General features: G+C 30.7%; 21 protein-coding genes. 7 read left to right on the top strand and 14 right to left on the bottom strand.

The features are described 5' to 3' along the window. Window positions 1-553 precede the first annotated feature (553 nt). Window positions 554-679: a hypothetical protein gene (locus ACFVR2_RS19685; RefSeq protein WP_387365579.1), complete on the top strand. Its 126-nt coding sequence runs from the start codon at window positions 554-556 to the stop codon at window positions 677-679. 9 nt (window positions 680-688) lie between these two features. Then, the gene (locus ACFVR2_RS19680) at window positions 689-853 is read left to right on the top strand and encodes a hypothetical protein (protein WP_387365576.1); all 165 of its coding nucleotides are present in this window, start codon (window positions 689-691) and stop codon (window positions 851-853) included. Between the two features lie 245 nt (window positions 854-1,098). Here the strand turns inward: ACFVR2_RS19680 and ACFVR2_RS19675 are convergent, their stop codons facing one another. Beyond that, on the bottom strand, window positions 1,099-1,293 hold the full coding sequence (locus tag ACFVR2_RS19675; protein WP_387365573.1) for a peptidoglycan-binding domain-containing protein: 195 nt from the start codon (window positions 1,291-1,293) through the stop codon (window positions 1,099-1,101). Between the two features lie 203 nt (window positions 1,294-1,496). Between ACFVR2_RS19675 and ACFVR2_RS19670 the strand changes: the two genes are divergently transcribed. After that, a complete protein-coding gene (locus ACFVR2_RS19670) occupies window positions 1,497-2,633 on the top strand; it encodes a hypothetical protein (RefSeq protein ID WP_387365571.1) in 1,137 nt (378 codons plus the stop codon). Window positions 2,634-2,968: 335 nt separating this feature from the next. Here ACFVR2_RS19670 and ACFVR2_RS19665 read toward each other — a convergent pair whose 3' ends face one another. Together ACFVR2_RS19665 and ACFVR2_RS19660 are read right to left on the bottom strand one after the other, a co-directional pair. Then, window positions 2,969-4,360 (bottom strand): sensor histidine kinase, encoded by a 1,392-nt coding sequence (locus ACFVR2_RS19665; RefSeq protein ID WP_387365568.1) that lies wholly within the window; start codon window positions 4,358-4,360, stop codon window positions 2,969-2,971. Next, window positions 4,357-5,001, bottom strand: a complete 645-nt coding sequence (locus ACFVR2_RS19660) for a response regulator transcription factor (protein WP_387366190.1) — start codon at window positions 4,999-5,001, stop codon at window positions 4,357-4,359. Before ACFVR2_RS19660 ends, ACFVR2_RS19665 begins: the two co-directional genes overlap by 4 nt. Before the next feature lie 172 nt (window positions 5,002-5,173). On the opposite strand from ACFVR2_RS19660, the gene ACFVR2_RS19655 reads away from it, so the two are divergent. Then, entirely contained in the window at window positions 5,174-6,043 is an 870-nt protein-coding gene (locus ACFVR2_RS19655; protein WP_387365565.1) for a metallophosphoesterase, read from the top strand. Window positions 6,044-6,163: 120 nt separating this feature from the next. Here ACFVR2_RS19655 and ACFVR2_RS19650 read toward each other — a convergent pair whose 3' ends face one another. Continuing rightward, window positions 6,164-6,475 carry a hypothetical protein gene (locus ACFVR2_RS19650; RefSeq protein WP_387365562.1) on the bottom strand — a complete coding sequence of 104 codons (312 nt, stop codon included), beginning with the start codon at window positions 6,473-6,475 and terminating at the stop codon, window positions 6,164-6,166. Window positions 6,476-6,625: 150 nt separating this feature from the next. On the opposite strand from ACFVR2_RS19650, the gene ACFVR2_RS19645 reads away from it, so the two are divergent. Beyond that, a complete protein-coding gene (locus ACFVR2_RS19645; protein ID WP_387365559.1) occupies window positions 6,626-7,117 on the top strand; it encodes an FUSC family protein in 492 nt (163 codons plus the stop codon). 119 nt (window positions 7,118-7,236) lie between these two features. Here ACFVR2_RS19645 and ACFVR2_RS19640 read toward each other — a convergent pair whose 3' ends face one another. From ACFVR2_RS19640 to ACFVR2_RS19630, 3 genes are all read right to left on the bottom strand, one after another. Then, entirely contained in the window at window positions 7,237-7,620 is a 384-nt protein-coding gene (locus ACFVR2_RS19640) for a glyoxalase superfamily protein (RefSeq protein ID WP_387365556.1), read from the bottom strand. A 49-nt stretch (window positions 7,621-7,669) separates the two neighbouring features. Beyond that, window positions 7,670-8,188, bottom strand: coding sequence for a nucleotidyltransferase domain-containing protein (locus ACFVR2_RS19635; RefSeq protein WP_387365553.1), 519 nt, complete (start codon window positions 8,186-8,188; stop codon window positions 7,670-7,672). 174 nt (window positions 8,189-8,362) lie between these two features. Further along, the gene (locus tag ACFVR2_RS19630) at window positions 8,363-8,647 is read right to left on the bottom strand and encodes a PspC domain-containing protein (protein ID WP_387365550.1); all 285 of its coding nucleotides are present in this window, start codon (window positions 8,645-8,647) and stop codon (window positions 8,363-8,365) included. Window positions 8,648-9,250: 603 nt separating this feature from the next. On the opposite strand from ACFVR2_RS19630, the gene ACFVR2_RS19625 reads away from it, so the two are divergent. After that, on the top strand, window positions 9,251-10,018 hold the full coding sequence (locus tag ACFVR2_RS19625) for a divergent polysaccharide deacetylase family protein (RefSeq protein ID WP_387365547.1): 768 nt from the start codon (window positions 9,251-9,253) through the stop codon (window positions 10,016-10,018). 18 nt (window positions 10,019-10,036) lie between these two features. Here ACFVR2_RS19625 and ACFVR2_RS19620 read toward each other — a convergent pair whose 3' ends face one another. From ACFVR2_RS19620 to ACFVR2_RS19595, 6 genes are all read right to left on the bottom strand, one after another. Further along, on the bottom strand, window positions 10,037-10,585 hold the full coding sequence (locus ACFVR2_RS19620) for an AAA family ATPase (protein ID WP_387365544.1): 549 nt from the start codon (window positions 10,583-10,585) through the stop codon (window positions 10,037-10,039). A 158-nt stretch (window positions 10,586-10,743) separates the two neighbouring features. Then, window positions 10,744-11,115: an iron chaperone gene (locus ACFVR2_RS19615; protein ID WP_387365541.1), complete on the bottom strand. Its 372-nt coding sequence runs from the start codon at window positions 11,113-11,115 to the stop codon at window positions 10,744-10,746. Window positions 11,116-11,248: 133 nt separating this feature from the next. Next, on the bottom strand, window positions 11,249-11,524 hold the full coding sequence (locus ACFVR2_RS19610) for a DUF4190 domain-containing protein (RefSeq protein ID WP_387365539.1): 276 nt from the start codon (window positions 11,522-11,524) through the stop codon (window positions 11,249-11,251). 448 nt (window positions 11,525-11,972) lie between these two features. Then, window positions 11,973-12,659, bottom strand: a complete 687-nt coding sequence (locus tag ACFVR2_RS19605; protein WP_387365536.1) for a Dph6-related ATP pyrophosphatase — start codon at window positions 12,657-12,659, stop codon at window positions 11,973-11,975. A 60-nt stretch (window positions 12,660-12,719) separates the two neighbouring features. Next, the gene (locus tag ACFVR2_RS19600; protein ID WP_387365533.1) at window positions 12,720-12,848 is read right to left on the bottom strand and encodes a hypothetical protein; all 129 of its coding nucleotides are present in this window, start codon (window positions 12,846-12,848) and stop codon (window positions 12,720-12,722) included. Window positions 12,849-13,022: 174 nt separating this feature from the next. After that, window positions 13,023-13,550, bottom strand: a complete 528-nt coding sequence (locus ACFVR2_RS19595) for a dihydrofolate reductase family protein (RefSeq protein WP_387365530.1) — start codon at window positions 13,548-13,550, stop codon at window positions 13,023-13,025. Between the two features lie 272 nt (window positions 13,551-13,822). On the opposite strand from ACFVR2_RS19595, the gene ACFVR2_RS19590 reads away from it, so the two are divergent. Continuing rightward, on the top strand, window positions 13,823-14,719 hold the full coding sequence (locus tag ACFVR2_RS19590; protein ID WP_387365527.1) for a DMT family transporter: 897 nt from the start codon (window positions 13,823-13,825) through the stop codon (window positions 14,717-14,719). Between the two features lie 49 nt (window positions 14,720-14,768). Here ACFVR2_RS19590 and ACFVR2_RS19585 read toward each other — a convergent pair whose 3' ends face one another. Further along, on the bottom strand, window positions 14,769-15,488 hold the full coding sequence (locus tag ACFVR2_RS19585; RefSeq protein WP_387365524.1) for a metallophosphoesterase family protein: 720 nt from the start codon (window positions 15,486-15,488) through the stop codon (window positions 14,769-14,771). Between the last annotated feature and the right edge of the window lie 208 nt (window positions 15,489-15,696).

Below are 15,696 nucleotides of genomic sequence, written 5' to 3'. Positions count from 1 at the left end.
TACATTCCTCCTTAGTTCAAAGGATAAAGGCACTATGTGACATGAATGTTACAACGAAGAAGAATGTAAAAATAACCCTTACTACTGTAATATTTATACTGATGTATTTTTTTAAAAAACCTCTATAAACGCTTATATAGCAAGGTTACTAGAGGTTTTAATAAATTTAAGTTTCGCCAACATAAGACAACTAACCCCCTACCGATTGGGTGAGATTTTCGGGGGATTTTTTTAAATAAATGGACAGACGCAAACTAGGAAACATCTTATTCCAAGTCTTTTCACCGCCCCCTACTAACTCATTTTTTTTTATATTACTTTGACAGCTGTTAATTAGTCGAAGAATATATCACACAAATATAATAAACCATTCCGCTGCCTCTGGAATGGTTCTTTTTTGTTTAACATATAAAAGTTAGGAGGTTTCATATGTTAATTAACTTAATTACTTTTTAAATATATCAAGTTAAAGAACCCAAGTATGAATCTTAAATGAATTATGCTATCTCAAATAAGGACTTACACTTCATCTATTAATATAGTAATGTTTTCATTGGATACTAAGTCTCATGCAGAAGTAATTCCAAAACCAAATCTAGAAAACACTATTAATCAAGTAAACACTCAAACTAGTTTACCTGCACCACCTATTATTCAAGGTAGAGCAGTAAATGAATAGTATCCTCAAATGCCAATGCCAACTGTAAAAGCATTAGACGGTACAGGAACTGGCTATTTAGATGTTTATTGGCAGCCTGTTGATGCTATTAAAAAATATCAAGTAATTTTATTTAACGGATCTATACATAGCTACTGGGACATCCCTGCAAACCAAACCACATGGACTACATAAGGAAAAGGTATTTTCCCTACCAAAGAACAATTCTGTTAGTGTAGCTGCTATATTTGGGCTGCTACTTTAAAATAAATTATTAGGAGGTCAGTTATTTGCATCCTTTTTTAATACTTACACTTTCACTCCTTTGTGTACTGAGTTGTTTAGTAATTGCTATTTACTTTTTTTTAAAACACATAAAAAAATATCTAAATAGATAATTTCAAGAATAAAAGGGACTGTTTTTATCAGTCCCTTTGTACTTATTTAAATATTTTAATCCAAGTCTTCTCGCCATCAACGCCATCAACAACTAAATTATTCTTATTCTGAAATTCTTTAGCTGTTGCTAAAGTTTTTTCACCATAGACATTATCTACTGTAAGGGTTTGGGTTTTGGAAAATGAATTGAATATTCCTATTCTAAACAAATGATAAAAGGACCATCCAAGCATCATTCTGGAAAGGTCCTTTTTACTTGGAGTTTTAATGAATCATATTAAAAAGCACTGCAACTACACACTAATAATAACATTTATTAAAACATACTGTTTAAAATTGAAACAATGAGTCTCAAATAAGGAATCATGCCTCCGCTATTATTATAGTAACGTTTAAATTGGACAATATATACAATTAAATTACAAGTTGGAGGTATTACATGAAAAAATTATTTAAACAAGCTACTGTTTCTCTAATAACAACAGCATTTTTAGGATCTATCATTCCAATGAATACTCATGCAGAGGAATTTTCTATGGTAAATCTAGAAAACACTATTAATCAAGTAAACACTCAAACTAGTTTACCCGCACCTCCGTTTGTCCAAGGTAAAGCAGTAAATGATAAGTACCCTCAAATGCCAATGCCAACTGTAGAAGCATTTTCTAATGAAAACGGTACTGGAACAGGGTATTTAAATGTTTCATGGAAGCCCGTTGAGGGTGTAACAAAATACCAGGTAATCTTATTTAATGGATCGATACATAGTTACTGGGATGTTCCAGCAGATAAAACATCATGGACAACAAAAGGTAAAGGAATGTTTCCTACTGCTGAACAAATTGATGCCGGCCAGGTAAATTTTAAACGTGACGGTAGTGGCGGGGAATTTTCTATTGATCCAACATACTTATATGAAAAAACGTTTGAAGTTAATAGTGGCGGATTAAATTATGCTCAATCAATAGAATACTATGTTAGAGTAACTGCTGTTTTTGAAGATGGTTCAAGTCCAATTTCATATGCATCTACAACTGCAATTCCTGTAGAAGATCTAACTAAAATTCTAACTTACGAAGAACTAGATAATCTTAAAAATTATGAATACGCAGCAAAAGCAATTGAACAAATTCCTGATGAAGTGGTATCACAAGGTACAGATGAAATTATTAATTGGTTTAAACTAAATATTGATAACACAAATATACTAGAAGATTTAAATAACCCTGAGATTGTTAATAATCCCATATTTATTGATGAAGACAGTGAATTTAGTATACAGCCGTACGGAGTACTTGGTTGCATATCAGCTGTAACTGTAGCACTTATAGGTCTCGCATGGGCTCCCAGCAAAATACTAAAGGTAAAAAGCGCGATTAAAGCTTTAGGAGGAACTAGTAAATTTGTTAAAACAGCAATTAATTACTACAAAAATTATAGAAAACTAGGATATACAAAAACGTACGCTTGGGAGAGAGCAGTAAAAGGTGCCTCAGCTACAACAGCTCCTGAATTAAAAAGTGCATTACTTCAATTTTTTGGTGTAACTGCTATAGTATCAGTATGTGTGGAGTAACTATGAAGAATATTATTAAGTTAATTAATAAATTCTCCTATTTTATTGTGTTACTAATGTTAATAACTATGACCATTACTAATTTGATAATTGACCATAATAATTTTCTTGCAGATTTAGTAAATGTAGGTGGGCTAATAGTAATAACTACAGTAATTTTAATTACGAATGATAAAAAGAGCTAATATTTTCTTAAAGTTGTAAGCCCTCTTAATTTCTTAAGAGGGTTTTTCTTTACTTTAAAAACTTACTCCAAGTCTTCTCGTCACCAACTAAATTCTTCTTCTTCTGAAATTCTTTAACTGTTGCTAAAGTTTTTTCACCTTAGATATTATCTACTGTAAGCGTTTGGGTTTTGGAAAATGAATTGAAAATTGAATGGTTCCATCTATTAATTTCACATCATGTTTTAACTGATGACGGTTCAAAATTGATTTTACAATCGCTAAACCTAAGCCTGTTCCTGTTAAATGTTTATTTCGGGAAGCCTCCATAACATAAAAAGGTTCCCATATTTGCTTAATTTGCGTGGAATTTTTAAGATTTGTTTCATTTTTAATTATGAAGACAATTTCTTCATTTTCCTCGTAAAACTTAATGTTAATTTCCGGATATTTTGTATATTTAATTGCATTACTAATTAAATTATTAAATACTTTCTCAATTTGGTCACGATCTACTTCGATATTTAGTTTATTTGTTTTAATATATTCTTTTTTTAAAACGATATTATTTTGATTCAATTCGATTTCAAAGTTTTCCAAACTAGAATCAAAAAGCTGGATTAAGTCAAATTGTTCTATATGTAATATTTCACGTTCAATTCTTGATAACTCTAATAATTTATCGATTAAACGATTTATTTGATCGGTTTGTTTAATGATTGTATCAACATAGGTTCCATCATCTATTCCGTCTTTAATGCCTGCCGAATAAGCTTTGATTAATGCCAGTGGTGTTTTAAGTTCATGAGAAATATCTGATATGAACGTTTTTAAATTAGCATTTCGTTGATTTAAATCATCATGGGCAATCCTCAATTTGTCACTCATTTCGTTTATACTTTTAGCAAGTTCTTCGATTTCATCATTTGTTGAAATTTTTGCCTTTTTAAATTCTAATTGAGCGATTTCTATAGAAATATCTTTTAACTCTTTTAATGGGTCTGTAATTCTTTTTGACCAAATCCAAACCATTAAAATCAGCATTAAAATCAAGAAAATCATAATATAAATGGTAAACTTATTTACGATTTGAACAGCATCACTTAAATAAACAATTGAGACACCAACTACAATAAATACATTATCCTTTTGAATAAAATCGACTAAAAAACTAGATTTCAACTTACCTTGATCGTAGATTTTACTAATTCTTTTACCACTTTTAACTTGGTTTAATGTTTCTTCTGTAACCCAAAATTTATTTAAGGTTACTCTTTTTTGATATAAATTATCTCTTAATATTCCATTAAACTGGTCTAAATTAGACTGAATTGATTCATAAGCGATTGTTACATTATTTTTTTGTTCCAATTGATTAATTGACTGTTTAAACTCAGCCATTGGCATCTTGTCTATCGTTGTTGAAAGGTCATGTACTCTATTTTTCATCTGAAATAAGTAATATTTAGGTAATAAATACGAATTGATAATTAGATAAAAAATAAAAACAAAAAGAATACATACTGTAATTGTTATCGAGATTTTTCTTCCTAATCGATTCATTTTTCTTTTCTAAGACTGTATCCTAAACCTCGATGTGTTTGAATAAGATCTTCTCCTATCTTTTCTCTTAATCTTCTTATATGGGTATCAACCGTTCGATCATCTCCATCATAATCAATACCCCATACATTAACTAACAAATCCTCACGTGACAAGATGTTTCCTCGATTACGAACAAAACAACTTAATAAATCAATTTCTTTTTTCGTTAAATTTAAATTTTCCTCGTTTCTAAATGCTATTTTACCTTTAAAATCTACTTTAATATTATCAATTACAATAAGATGTTCCTCTTTTAGTAATTTTTTAGCTCTAGTAATCAGGACACCCGGATGGAATGGCTTTCTTACATAATCGTCAGCCCCTAGTATTAGAGCTTGTAATTCATCCTCATCATCGCTTTTAGCTGTAAGCATTAATACTTTTGTTTCACCACTTTTCTTTATTTCTTTACACACATTAATCCCACTATTATAAGGCATCATCCAATCTAAAATAGCTAAATCTATTTTTTCGCTATAAAAGATTTCGATCGCTTGTTCTCCGTCTTCTGCTAAGAAAACGGTATATCCTTCCTTTTTGAAATATGACTGTAAGATCTTTAACATATCTTTTTCATCATCAGCAATTAGAATATTGATTTTTATTCCTCCGTTCAATTATGTTATTTTGTCACGTTCATGTAACAAAGGTAGCCTAAACTGTTTTCGAGGAGTGATAACATGAGGATCATTGAAATTTTAGTCAGTGCTCTATTTATTTTATTTGCAATCTTAATTGTATCAATTCATTCATAAAAGGCAGGTTATAGACATGAAATATACCATATTTAGAAGGATCGTTAGAAGATTAATAGTTTTTACGTTGATAATATTAATTTTCCCTATTATTTTATATAGTTATTCAAAAAGTATCGAACCAAAAATGTTGGATGTAAACCAAATAACGATTACATCAAATTCCGTTTCAAAGCAAATGGAAGGATTGAAAATTGTTCAATTTAGTGATAGCCATATTGGTGCTCATTATACATTAAAGCAATTAAATAAAGTTGTCGATCAAATTAATAAACAAAACCCGGATTTAATTGTGTTTACTGGTGATTTAATTGATAATAGCGCTTTATACAATAAATTAGATCAAATCCCTGCTGTACTTAAACAATTAAAAGCAAAATATGGTAAATATGCTATTTACGGAAATCATGACGTTGGTGGTGCAGGGAAGAAAATCTCATCATCTGTTTTCATAAAATCTGGTTTTACAGTTTTAGAAAATGAACAGAAAGAAATCGTCTTAAAAGATCACAGTAAACTAAATATTATTGGTTTGGATGACTATCTTTTAGGAAGACCGAATCCCGCTGAAGCATTTAAAAATATACAAAAAAACGCTTTTAATCTCTTACTAGTACATGAACCCGATGTGGCAGCACGCCTTAAAGAGTATCCGATTGACTTACAACTCTCTGGCCATAGTCATGGCGGACAAGTTAAACTACCATTTCACAAAGCAATTTATACTCCGCCATTAGCAACTATTTATACTGAAGGTTTATATAAAATAAATGATCATAAAAAACCTTTGAACTTATACGTTAATCGGGGGATCGGAACTACGAGGCTACCTTTTCGATTTTTTAGTGTTCCAGAAATTTCAGTTTTTACTTTAAAAAGTAAATGATAAAACCCGCAAGGAAATATATATTCCTTGCGGGTATATAAGCATTTTTCTTTATCAAAAGTACTCAACCAAGTTCACATAATTTTATCCTCGTATACAAATCACATTGCATTTGAGGTATTAGGACATTGGACTAAAATCCTTCCAGATTGTTACTGATAATAGTTCATGGGTAATGTCATTACGAAACCAAGTTTCATTCCATTCAACCTGGCTTCTTTCAAACCTAGTTCGTTCTTCATATTCTTCTATACTTCTATATTTAATAAATAAATTGATGTAATAATATTGTTCATCTTCTCTTTGCATAAAATTCATCCCAACATTTGAGGGCTTTGAATGAAATTTTGAATGTGCTGACTTTTTTAATCTTGCCTTAAAATCCTCTAAAAACTTCTTTTCAAACTTATATTCAAATAAGACGGTAATCATTGATTCAACCCATTTCTATTATTAGTTGTCTATTAGCTAAACACTATTATAAGTATTCAATTTCTTAATTATTCTAATCAACAACTCATACATATTAGATTTAATTTGAGAGGATAATATAAAAAATAGAAATTTCTATAAGAGGTGCTTATGGAAGAAACACAATCACAGAACCCTTCTGAAAATATAACTAGTCTTATTTGGAAATTATCAATTGGTTCTGCATTAGCATGGGAATTCTCAAAATTTTTTGGTTCCTCACATCCATACTTAGGTCCAGTTTCTCTTATACTTACTGTTCAATCGACTATGGATAAAACAATTAGTTTATCAATCAAGCGAGTAATTGGAACAATGATTGGAATTGGAATTACTGTCATTATTGCGAGTTATCTGAAAGTCACTGGATGGAACTTAGGACTTTTAATTCTGATTGGTACATATATTGCTAAATATTTAAAATTAGACAAAAAAGTACTTCACCAGGTCGCTCTCACGATTCTATTTGTCTTTGCATTTGAACACCAATCAAAGGATTATGCGATGGATCGAATGAGGGATACGCTTGTAGGTGTCTTGACTGCTGGATTAATACAGATCATTTGGTCTTCACTCATCTCAAGAAAAAAAGAATTGAAATAGTACAAATGCTAGCCTGATTTGTTCATATTCAATTTTTAAGAGGATTAATTTAGAGTGCTACCTAATTCAATCCTCTTTATTTTTTAGGTTATTCTTTTAATATACTGCACAATAAAATTTCAATCTCTCATGTTCTCATAGAAAACAATTCTATTGCCAAACGGATCTCCAACCCGAACCTCTCGTGTTTTCCAAGGAGTTTCTTCAATTCCAGGGCGAGCAAATTTATATTTCTTTGAAAGTAGTTTTGAATGAAGTAACTCTAAATTTTCTACTTCAATTCTAATAGCTGCACCTGGGCTACAATCCCCATGGTGCTCAGAAAGATGAATTACACAATTATTATAAGAAATTTGCATATATAATGGGAAATCATCTTCAAATCGATGCTCCCAATCAATCTCAAATTCTAAAAATGTTATGTAAAATTCTTTTGCCTTATCTTCATCAAAAATACGTAGAATAGGTGTTGGACTTTTCATAGAAATTTTCGATCTACTCATTTCTCTTCTCTCCTTTTCATTTAAAACTACTACCTATTAAAAAGTTCATTCAGCTTATTGCACCAATAATTCCTTGAATTATTTTCATACTCTCAATGTCCTTTGGACGAAGCTTGCGTCCCGTACCTTTTTCATAAACCTTTTTTTCTTCAAGTAGCTGGTATGGGTTTAGGACATTAATTGATATACCTTTTAAATTATATTTTTGAATTGGCAAAGCATCATTTCTCCATTCCCAGTCAGGAAAACCATTCGCTATGATTTTACCTTCTTCTGAAATTCTAACAAATACAAAACTAACATCGATCTCGCCTTTTATGAAATCTGTTTGAAGCATACTGACAGGAATTTTCTTAAAACCAGCATTAACCATTGCTCGTTCTAACTCTTCTCTGTATTGAATTAAAGAAACTAAATCAATATCCGAGTGCTCGCGAGTCACTTTACCAAGCAGAAAATCAATTGCCCAGCCTCCCCGTAGCCAGATATGAAATTTTAAATTTAAACAAATTGTGTTTATTTCATTGAGGATTTTCAATTGTTTTTCTACTAAATTGTTATTGTCCAATTTCACCACACCCTTTTTACATCTATTTATTTGTTTCTACCTCTAAGGTTTTTACATCTTCTTCAACTAATCTGTATTTTTAAATTGTATAGACAAATTCTTAATTGAAATGGGCTTCTTCAAACGAAGTAGCCCTTGATTAGTTTGTTTGTCATTCTATTTGTTTGAGTTTGTTCATAAAAATCCCAAGTTTGATAAAATTACGATTACGATTACAGCAAATACAAAAGCAAGTAACACCGTTTTAAACCTACTCTTCTTTCTAACATCTTCAACATAATAAAAATCATCATTTCCCATCAACGCTCCTAAGACTAGATAGACTAAAAGAGACACTGGCAAAAATACGAATACTAATCTTACAAGAATTGATGGGATCGATAGCGCTTCTGCAATCCCTCCGCATACACCTAAAAATACATAGTCTGTATTCGATTTATATAACCTATTTCTATTCATTCTTTCTTCCTCTTTTAAAATTCTTTTTTGAAATCTAATTCGATTTAAAACATTTACAATAGAGCATGTTATTCAATGATTTTATGTGTTTTCAAATAGTCATCAATTAGATTCCCCTTCAATAAGTTAATTCTTTATCAAGCTAAGTCTATCGGTCCATGTTCCACTTATTTATCAACTTCTTCACATTCTCATTTGGACTCCAACAATTAAATTTGTAGTTCGTCATTGTTTCAAATCCCAACCTACTACAATAATATTTCATACCTTTCACTTGTTTCACTGCTTTAAAATGCTGACACGTTGCACAGCAATGGAAATCTTTCATATAGCCTCCTAAGATGAAAATTAATTACATTTTTCAACGAAATTAAAGTTCTTTTTTATAGAGTAAATCTTCAATTGAAATAAAAAAGCGAGCAGCAACAGGCTACTCTTACTACTACTTTCTACCACTAATTTTAAATGAATTATTAATTTTTTAATTGAGCACAAAATCTCATTTACTTTTGTATTTATACATTTTCAATATTTTACGGTTAATTTCTTCATAATCACAGAAAATAGTAGTGCATAGTAATTAATGGAAAAGGAGATTTATTTATGAAGCTTTGGATTACTTCTATTTTCTCTATATTAGTAGCTCTAACTACTACCTGCTCTTCAGTATTTGCTGAACCTAATCATAAGCTTGCAATAGTGATCGATGATTTTGGTAATAACATGAAAGGAACGGACCAAATGCTTTCACTTCCGATCCCATTAACGGTTGCCGTTATGCCTTTTTTACCTTCTACAAAAAAGGATGCAACTGTTGCTCATTCTAAAGGTTATGAAGTAATTGTTCATTTACCAATGGAACCAAGGAAAGGGAAAGCAAGTTGGTTAGGACCTAATGCGATTAAGACAAACTTAAGTGATGACGAAATTCGAAGAAGAGTCCTAGCCGCTATTGATGACGTCCCATACGCAATAGGAGTAAATAACCATATGGGTTCAAAAGCAACTTCCGATGAGAGAGTAATGCGCATTGTCTTAACTGCTTGTAAAGAAAGGGGCCTATTTTTTTTCGATAGTAAAACGAATTATCGGAGCGTAGTTACTAAAATTGCAGATGAGATAGGCGTGCCGGTCATTGAAAACAAGTTATTTTTCGATGATTTATACACTTATAAGCATATAGAAAAGCAAACTCGATTACTTTTAGAAAAAGTAAGAGTAGAACCAACTATGATTGCGATTGGACATGTAGGAGAACCAGGCGAAATTACCTCAAATGTAATAAAGGAATACATACCTAAAATTAAAGAAGAAGCTAATTTTGTCTTTTTATCAGAATTAGTAGAAAACCTTCCAATCCCATTACATTAAGAAAAAAATTAGGAACCGCTATTTTGCGATTCCTATATTTTTTGATCTATAATCGTTAAAGTAATCTTCAACCTCATAAATATCATTTACGACCAATATTTTATCATTGTAATCTTTAAACTTTTTAAAGAATTTTGGTTTCCCTACTTCTTCAAAATACTTATTCCATTTAAACATTTTGAAGAATATTTTAAGTGTCGGTTTATAATTTGATTTCTCTAATCTAAGTTTTTGTAAGAAATACCTTTTAATGATTCGGTAGGTTCTAACAGAATAGCTAGTATCTAAAAAAATAATCAACTCTGCATTTAGAAAACTATTACCTACCCATTCTTCATTATGAACACCTTCAATAATCCATGTATCCGAACGAATGAGTGTATCTAAATAGCATTCTCTTTCTTGTTCGGAACGTCTGATATCTTTATGACCCTTTTGCCTTTTCCATACAACATTATCTAACTCATAATACGGTATATTTAGCTTTTTGGACATTTGCCTTGCTAAAGTCGTCTTACCACTTCCAACTGAACCAATGATATGTATTTTCTTTGGTTTATTTTTCACTTAAATCACCACTTATCTTAAAACATTGATTCTATATTATTCGATTTAGTATTTAAAATGACCTTTTACTATTTAAATCTTTATGAATAAAAAAAATAGAAGCTGATTTAGTTAGCTCCTATTTTTATTTAATCGTTCTGCTATTTAAATTAACTACATTATTTACGCCAAAAAGTAGTATATTCCGCTTTTTCTTGAATATTGAACTCAATCATTTTCTCAAGCAATTCATAATTGACTGGGACTTTCCAAGGAATACGAAACAAACCTTTTGTAGCACTATAGCCAGCCTTTGCAATTTCATCGGCAAAGTGCTCAATTCCTTTTTCTTCCGGTGATACACTCATATGTTGCTTCGCAGTCGAAATGCCAATGATGAATGTGCCATGATTGGAAAACATAGGCGTATTCCATTTAATTTGCGGCTCTAGGCTAGGAAATTTATTCGAAATCCAATCCAAAATTTCAGCAGTTCGTTCACGGTGGTCTGGATGATCAATACCTGCTAAATATTCTGCAAAAACTTCCATGTCGGTCCCTCCTCAAACAAAAATTATATAGATTCTCTAACTTAAGACTTTAATTTAACTATATAAATTAAAGTCCAAATAGTCAAAAGTGCCTCAAAGATTTCTCATTATTAAAAGCTAATTCTCATTTTCATTAAAAAGTCATATTGTTACTCGTTGAAAAAAAAGTAATAATTCCTAAAACTAAAATTATAATCAAAATTACCTGTATACCTATTCCAACAATACTGCATACTCTTCCAGAAATTGCTAGACCTTTCCCCTTTTCATTCGATTGATTAATTTCGTCGATACTTTTTTTAGAAATAAATAGACCAATTATACCAAGAATGAAACCAATATAAGGAATGATGATCGATAATACGCCTAAAGTTAATGAAGAAATAGATTTACTATTTGTTGTTCCCAATTCAATATCCCCCATAAATTTAAAATAAGCTTTAATATAAATAATAAAATTTTAATTCTAAGATAGTGTATAATTCCAAGTCTATTATTTATATTTTTATTTTAATATTACACTAACAATTTATTTTTGTAATTTGGGGGAATTTTATCTTTTCCCTATTTAAATTCTTTTCAATATATGGTTGTAAATTAAATTAATCCTTGTCTATGAAGACATGTATACTTGGTAAACTATCTAAAAATTAATCTATAATATGAAGGATACTTAAAACCAAAAAGGATAGAAATATTATCCATTCTTAACTATTTTTTCCTTTTTCTCTCAGATAATTTTCATAAGTATCTTTTACTTATTAGATTTCGGTTTAATTGGGGCTACTTTTGAAAGTCATTTACTTAAATCGTTTAAAAGATATAACCCTCTAAACAAAGTACTAGCTCTATTTTAATTATGCAAGTTCTAAAGGCAAATAAGCATATTCTCCGACCCTTATAATCTCACACTTTTTAACTAAAATCGGATAAATAAAAATCGGTCCATCTATCACAGTAGTATGGAACTCACCACTTTCTCCGCATGGATCAATGCCTCGAGTTTCAAGCTCCTTCACATATTCATGAGTTAACTTTCGTCCTAAATCTTCTTCTCGCATTCCTAACGATAGGTTGACCGATACAACAATCGTTTGAAAACCTCTATTTATAAATTCATCGACAGCTTCACGGTGATTCATTTCCCATAATGGCATACCAAGCTTTAATCCAACATTTTTAGTAACCTTTTCATGCCAACAATCTTGAGCAGGCATATCTATGTCTCCCGTTACTAATACTTCTGCTCCTTGATTTTTTGCATTTTCTAATAGCTGTGTAAATACTTTTTCATATTCCTGCCAACTTGCCACCCCTGTATAAACAGGTAATCCTATCGATTCTGCTTGAGCGCGTACTAGTTCAGGAGGCATTCCATGGGATCTAGAACGATTCCCTTCTTCCTCTAGCATAACGATTAATCCAACCGCTTCCCCTATTTTCATAGCTTTATATAAAGCTAGTACACTATCTTTACCTCCGCTAAAAGAAGTTATAAATTTACGACCAATAGCATTATTTTTCCAGTTTATTGTTTCTACCATTCACAACTTACTCCTTTAGCCTAATGACTTTTCCACTATATTTTTAAGAATAAATTAATCTTAAAATTTTTCTAATGTTCTTGCAATACTAATTACATTTTTAATAGTTGGAAGTTCTCCATTTTCATCTTTAATTTTTTGTTCTTCAAAATGATATGGTAACACTAATACTTGATATGGTGCCCTCATTCTTATTTCTTCCAAAGTTTAATTAATATCTAGTCTATTTACTTCTCTTAATTTCACAATTAAGCAAATAAAAAGATCTGCTACCGCAGACCACTTTTAAAGAAAAATGTATATTTTATTTGTAAGTTTTTAAAAAATAATAATCTCCTCTACTAATTAGGAAAATTTATAAAACTATTTCTTAACATAATGAAGCATAGCAAGTTGACCTAATTTTTCTACTTTCGTTAAAGTGTATTTTTGGGTAATATCATCACCAGTATATAGAGAGATACCTTTTCCCAAAACAATTGGAGCGATCGCTAGTTGAAATTCATCAATCAAATTTTCTTTAAAAAATTCTCGAGCTAGATTTCCTCCACCAATTAACCATATATCTATACCAGGTTGTTGTTTTAAATCTTGAACAAAAGTTTTAATATCTTCATCTATAAAAGTAGCATATTCATCTGATCCGGTTGCAGATGTTGAAAACACATAGTTTTTATATGTACTATACGGATACTCCATATCAAATCCGCGAACGACGTCATAGGTTCCTTTTCCCATCACTACAGTGTCAATTCTTTCTAAAAGTGTGTTATAGCCAGAGTCTCCTTCTACTTCTGTTGTTTCCAGCCATTCTAAGGTACCATCATTATTTGCTATATAACCATCAATTGAAGTGCCAATGTATAATATAATTTTACGTTGTTTTTCCATGTAAATCTCCTATCTTTATTTGTAAAGTTTGTTTTGTTCATTACACATTCATAAATCTAGTATAATTAAATGTATCAATAATATGCTATTAGAAATAGGGGGAATCGAAATGCCTTTATCTACTATTAACTTATACATTTGGAAACCATTTTCAACATCACCGCCACCACTGTTTACTCCTGCTGTTCAAACAGCACTATATGAGCTTATATTAAAAACAGATTAAGAATCTGCGAAATATAAGCTGTTTCGTAGATTCGAAGGAGTAGACGATGAAATCTAAAATTCAATTCCTACTATCGATGGTGATCTTTGGTACGATTGGCGTATTTATAAGATACATTGATTTAGCTTCGAGTGAAATAGCTTTATTACGTGGTTTAATTGGTTGTTTATTTTTAATAACATATATGTTTATCGGTAAGAAAAAAATATCATGGGCATCAGTAAAAATGAATGCTTTTATTTTGTTACTTTCTAGCATTGCATTGGGTGGAAATTGGATATTCCTTTTTCAAGCTTTTAAATATACGACCGTTTCTAATGCGACACTAAGTTATTATTTTGCACCAGTCTTTGTCCTAATTCTATCTCCATTTGTACTGAAAGAGAAATTATCAACTAAGAAGTTAATTTGCATTGTAATAGCCATATTCGGTATGTTATTAGTTGTTGCTAGTGGTGGGTTAAGCACAGCTAGAATAGAAGATTTTATTGGGATTGGTTATGGATTATTAGCCGCTGTGTTTTATGCTTCTCTAATGCTACTCAATAAGTTTATTAAAAACATGGTTGGCTTAGAAATTACACTTATCCAGCTTGGAACAGCTTCATTACTTCTCATGCCATATGTATTCATAACTGAAAGATTCGGAATTTTGGAAATGTCAGTTTCTTCAATGCCATTTATATTAATCTTAGGAATGGTCCACACGGGTATTGGATTCTTATTATTCTTTTCAGGTATGCAGAAATTAAACGGGCAAAGCATTGCAGCATTAAGTTATGTTGATCCAATCACCTCTTTACTAATTTCAACTGTTTTCTTACAAGAGAAAATGACAATTGTTCAAATGATTGGTGGGGTATTGCTATTAAGTTCCACATTTGTAAGTGAAAATCATTCATTGAGACTGTCTAAACCATTTTTGAAAAAAACAGCTAAATAATAAAATAAACAGTGGGAAGATACGGTTTCCCACTGTTTTTAATTTTAAATTATGAATTTCTATACTTAGCGAACATTATTTCATCATGATATTTATCTAGATCCGGCAATTTTAAATCTTCGGCAATCATTAGTTCAGCTTCTTTATCATATTCTACCCTTACAAATTGGATCGAATTAGTTGAATAAGAACCATCAAGAATCGCATATGAAGCTGAAGTTAGATCAAGGGAATTTCCAACACTTCCTACATTGCATAGAATTCCGTTTTTGAAAGTTTCCAAAAAGGTAGTATGTATATCTCCATAAAAGATGATATCAGGAGTTTTTTCGTTTTTGTTTGAATTTGTTATCTCACTATTTTCAAACATACTTAACCGTTTTTCAATTGGATGAAATGGTAAAATTCTCTCAAATTCACTCCTTGGTGAAGCGTGAAAAAATCTGATTAATTGTCCATTTAATTCAAGGTCAATATGAAATGGTAATGAAGATAGAAATTGATAGTCTTTTTCTGTTAATCGATCTCTAAACCATTGAATAAAATCATTTTCTGCAGGTGACTGAATAAATACATCCCAATTGCCACGGACCACTTTTTCGCAATTTTTTTGAACGAGCTCTATACACCCTGAGCCTTGAGGCCCCTTACCAATTAAATCACCCAAGCAAAAAATCCTCTCAATTTGTCTAGAACGAATGTCTTTTAAAACTGCTTCTAATGCAGTTTTATTTCCGTGAATATCTGAAATAATTGCTATTTTTGTCATGATGCTTCCTCCTGTTCTCTAACATTTGCATTTTACCTAAAAGACCCAAATTATCTATACCTTATATACTAGCAAACATTTAATTGTATTGAAATTGTTAAAGGGAACTTCTCATTTTTGTTAATCATTAAACTATTCAATTTAAAAGAATATTAATCCTTCCTTATCATTTTACTATAAAAGAAAAAAGGAGCTATTTTTTAGCTCC

It is taken from the genome of Gottfriedia sp. NPDC057991 (genome assembly GCF_042886615.1).
Lineage (GTDB): Bacteria > Bacillota > Bacilli > Bacillales > Bacillaceae_G > Gottfriedia.
Note: the sequence above shows the minus strand (reverse complement) of the source record. Positions and strands in the feature narration are given on the sequence as shown.